Raw genomic sequence first — 4,024 nt, 5'->3', positions numbered from 1 at the left:
TAGTATTAAATCATTTGTATAAATACAATTTACTTTAATCAACTCGTTTAAAGCATAGGCTTCTTTACGGCCTTTAAAAAATGCTATCCAAACCGAAGAGTCGATCAATATTTGACTCATCTTTTTCTCAATGTATCTAAATCAATAGTTAGATCAAGCTTACCATAATATTTTGCAATTTCCTTCACCCGCTCTCTTTGGATAAGATTTATCAAAGCGGTCTTTATTAGCTCGGTTTTGACATTTATATGGGTTACTTGCATCGCTTCTTTTATTAGAGCTTCTGGTAGATCAAGTGTTGTACGCATATATTTCTCCTATGCATATAATGACGTTAATGTATATGCATTGTCAACTTCAATATTATGCATTAAAAAGATGGTATTAGCTTGAGGACCCAAATATAGTGCCAAACGAGAAGAAATAATGATTGTTTGTCTTATGCTGGAAGCATCCCTGATCATTTTAACCAGACACATGGCAATGGACACATAACACTACCTTAGGTATTTTATGGTTTACATGGTATAAATATTTTGACTTATGCGTTAATTTTTCCTAAGCATAACTACTATTTGATTTGTACAGCAATTTACCGTACAATATTAATAATTAGTTAATCATTAGAAAGCAAGAATTATGAAATCATCTGAAACGATTAGTAAGCGCCTAGATATCAGACTTAATATTACTAATAAGGTACTGATTGAAAAAGCCGCGCTTTTAGCTGAACAAACTCTTACTGACTTCATTCTTTCAAGCTCTCTGCGCAGCGCACAAGAAATCATCGAACGCACAGAGCGGCTTAGATTATCAGATCGCGACCGAGATCAGTTTTTACAGACTCTTGATGATATAACGCCACCCAATAAAGCTTTAAAAAAAGCGGCTCGGAGATTTAATGCCCGCTATAAAAAATAATATACTATGGGTTTTTGAACAAATTAATAAACATCATGATAGAGAAAACTTTGATTGCGGCATTGATGAATTAAATAGATATTTTCGCAAATACGCTAGGCAGAATGATGCCAAAAATATCGGCAGAACTATAGTAGCGATTCATCCTGATACTAAATTAGTCGCTGGCTACTACACGATTAGCAGTGGCTCGGTTGTGTTTGAAAACTTACCAGAACAAATACGTAAAGGATTAGGCCGCTATCCTATACCTGTAGCAACCTTGGGTCGATTAGCCGTAGATCGAAATGCTCAAGGTTTTAGGTTGGGAGAAACGCTATTGCTGCATGCTTTGCAACAGGCATGGCAAATGAATCAAAAGATAGCTATTTATGGCGTTGTGGTAACCGCAAAAAACCAAAGTGCAAAATCTTTTTATCTTAAATATGGCTTTTATGCATTGTTGGATGATCCACTGCATTTGTTTCTCTCGATGAAAAAAATACAAGCTCTATTTCATGGTCGCTGTTCTTAAACGTTTTTAGTAGCATCCGTAAGGAGCATTGGGTGGCAGAGCAGCACAAGTTGATAATGGTCTTATGGCATAGCGCGAGCTTGGGTTGCAAAAATAACATCGAGAAGCTTATCATCTATAATTAACTTGGCAATAGTCTCAAGCAATGGCTTGGCAGCTTCGGGTTCGGCAGTGATTGCGGATTTAAGAGTAGTTGGTTTAATGCCGCAAGCTGATTCTAATTGTTCTAAAAATGCGTCGAAGTCTTGTTTGTTAAGCTTTACGATACCCTCTTGTATGAGCGTATCAATTACCTGCGCCTCGGCAAGTTGCTTATGTATAGTGGCACGCAAAGCATCATGATTGACCCAAGTCTGGCATAGCTCGCGTTGTTGTTTTTCTGAAATAGCAAACGCCTGTAATATTGGTTTTTCGCGCGAGGTCCAAATGTTCTCTATCTCACTATCGATTAGTGATGTGGCTATACTGTCTATTTGAGTAGAGGCTAGTTCGCTAATTGCCTGCTGGCGTATTTGCGTAATATAGGCAAGTTTCTGCTCATCGATCATATTCTTGACTAAATTCGACATCATCTCTTCTAAACTATTACCGAGCTTGAGTTTAGCAAGAAACTTAAGGTCATCAGGCAACGGAATTGTAAGTTTGTTGGCATTTTTAATAATTATCTGCACCTCAACAACTTTAGCGCGAAAATCTACCGCTGGGTAATCATCAGTAAGTCGTTCTTTGCAAACAAAGCGCTCGCCAATTTTACGACCGAGAAATTTTTTAAGGCTGGGTTGGTCTGGAACAACCACCAGTTGCATGGTGCTTCTAGCGCTGAATGGCACCGGGCGCTTACCGTAAAAAGCAATAGTATCAATAACTATTTCATTATGATCGACGATGAACTCTTCTGTAGTAAGCGGTTGGCGATCGACATAAAGGCAGCGCAACTCATCGAGGCGAGTTAAGAGCGCATTCTTAGTAATAGGTTGTATGGGCGGCAGGCGTGCACGAATGCCATCTAATGATAGAGTTTTCAACCTAGTAAGCAGCTCGCTAGCATCAGGCGCTATTACGCCATGATTAACCATCACTAGAACCAATCATTAGGGATGCAATCTCTTAACACACCGGTAATGGAAGCAGCACAACCAAAAAGGATCTGCGGGGTAAATAATACTGGAGTAAGCACAACAGCAGTCACTGGGCCTGCTGAAGCTTCCTCCACGCTTATATAAGAAGAAACTGCCTGGAGAATCATTGTAAGGGATGCCAAGTTATTGCGAATGTAGTGATTACCTTCTTCATTTATATATTTAGCCCAGATAGCCGCATCGATAGTCACTGCACCAATATTTAAAAGAGGCACAGCACGTTGCAGTATTCGCGTACCGGCATTGCAAAATGGCCTTGCAACGTATTTATCCACATATTTTGTCATTACCTTACCGAGATTCTGTGAATATTCAGGCAAATACTTTCTAATATTTCTATTGATTATGGCCATAATAATGTTATTGCGAGAGAGTGCTGGAGTTGGAGGGCTATGTTGCCTATATAGCTTAGTAACTACATCCTGAAGCATTCGTCTATAAGCTATTAGAGCGTCATCCATATTATCAAAGGTATCTGTTATTATAGTTCTTGCGGTTGGATAGTTTTGGTTCCTGACAAAAAAATTATGTAATTCCGATCGCGTTGCCTTCTGTTGGTCAAATGCAGCTATAATTGCTTTTTTATCGATTTTAATGGTAGGATCAATCTTCTGAAATATATTTTCTATTAGCTTAATTTCATCTGTCATAAAGAAAGTACCACCTATAAAACATTGAGTGTTCTGCAAACAATGCTGAATAGTAATATTATTATTCACTAGTGTTTCTATAATTGTATTCATTGGTGCTTTTATTTTTTTTAAATTACTATTCATAGGTATCTTTATTTGTTGCAATTCGGCTTTTATTGCTGATAATAATTTTTGAACGTTTGCTGACGAACAATCAATTTCGACAGATTCTAGATATGATTTAATACTCGCTAATATTTCATCATTTGATTCTGGAAAAATACCATAATTTAAATGACTTAATAGTGAACTTTCAATAATCTCTGGCAAATGCAGAGCTATTGCTTGATCTGCCGCAGCATTTACTTTTGCTATTGAAGCGCCCCTAACAAATAATTTGTTTGGTGTATCGAGCAGTTCTTTTACTAAAATTTGATTGTGTGAACTAGTTATCGCAAGAATATAATAACCAACCTGTCCCCAACCTAAATTACTCCCGGTAATATTCCATGCCGTGGTAATATTAGAAGCCGTACTAACTATCTTTAATCCATTAGATATTAATCCAGCAGGTTTTTCAGGAACTGGCGCATAACTTAAAACAGAACATATTGTTTTTTGGCTTAAAAATTGCCCTGAGTTGTTAGCGTTTTCGTATTGTTCGCCTTGAGGTACTGAAATTATTACCTTGCCATTACTTGTAGTTACTTGTGTTACGTTCTGCTGGGGGGGGGCTGACTCTTGATCTCATCTCTGTAATTGATCGATTTTATTAGGCTTTACTGGATGCCCTCTTTCGAGGGCATGACGTAGAGAGT

At 37.7% G+C, this 4,024-nt stretch carries 5 protein-coding genes; 2 read left to right on the top strand and 3 right to left on the bottom strand.

Features of this window, described 5'->3' with window-relative positions; genetic code table 11:
* Positions 1-116 precede the first annotated feature (116 nt).
* Positions 117-308: a type II toxin-antitoxin system VapB family antitoxin gene (locus JW841_09140; protein ID MBN1961099.1), complete on the bottom strand. Its 192-nt coding sequence runs from the start codon at positions 306-308 to the stop codon at positions 117-119.
* 331 nt (positions 309-639) lie between these two features.
* On the opposite strand from JW841_09140, the gene JW841_09135 reads away from it, so the two are divergent.
* Together JW841_09135 and JW841_09130 are read left to right on the top strand one after the other, a co-directional pair.
* Positions 640-921, top strand: a complete 282-nt coding sequence (locus JW841_09135; GenBank protein ID MBN1961098.1) for a DUF1778 domain-containing protein — start codon at positions 640-642, stop codon at positions 919-921.
* Positions 902-1,435, top strand: a complete 534-nt coding sequence (locus JW841_09130) for a GNAT family N-acetyltransferase (GenBank protein ID MBN1961097.1) — start codon at positions 902-904, stop codon at positions 1,433-1,435. The genes JW841_09135 and JW841_09130 overlap by 20 nt, the downstream gene beginning before the upstream one ends.
* A gap of 62 nt (positions 1,436-1,497) precedes the next feature.
* Here JW841_09130 and JW841_09125 read toward each other — a convergent pair whose 3' ends face one another.
* Together JW841_09125 and JW841_09120 are read right to left on the bottom strand one after the other, a co-directional pair.
* On the bottom strand, positions 1,498-2,514 hold the full coding sequence (locus JW841_09125) for a hypothetical protein (GenBank protein MBN1961096.1): 1,017 nt from the start codon (positions 2,512-2,514) through the stop codon (positions 1,498-1,500).
* Positions 2,514-3,536 carry a hypothetical protein gene (locus tag JW841_09120; GenBank protein MBN1961095.1) on the bottom strand — a complete coding sequence of 341 codons (1,023 nt, stop codon included), beginning with the start codon at positions 3,534-3,536 and terminating at the stop codon, positions 2,514-2,516. Before JW841_09120 ends, JW841_09125 begins: the two co-directional genes overlap by 1 nt.
* Between the last annotated feature and the right edge of the window lie 488 nt (positions 3,537-4,024).

The sequence above is a fragment of the Deltaproteobacteria bacterium genome, assembly GCA_016931625.1.
GTDB lineage: Bacteria > Myxococcota > XYA12-FULL-58-9 > XYA12-FULL-58-9 > JAFGEK01 > JAFGEK01.
Note: the sequence above shows the minus strand (reverse complement) of the source record. Positions and strands in the feature narration are given on the sequence as shown.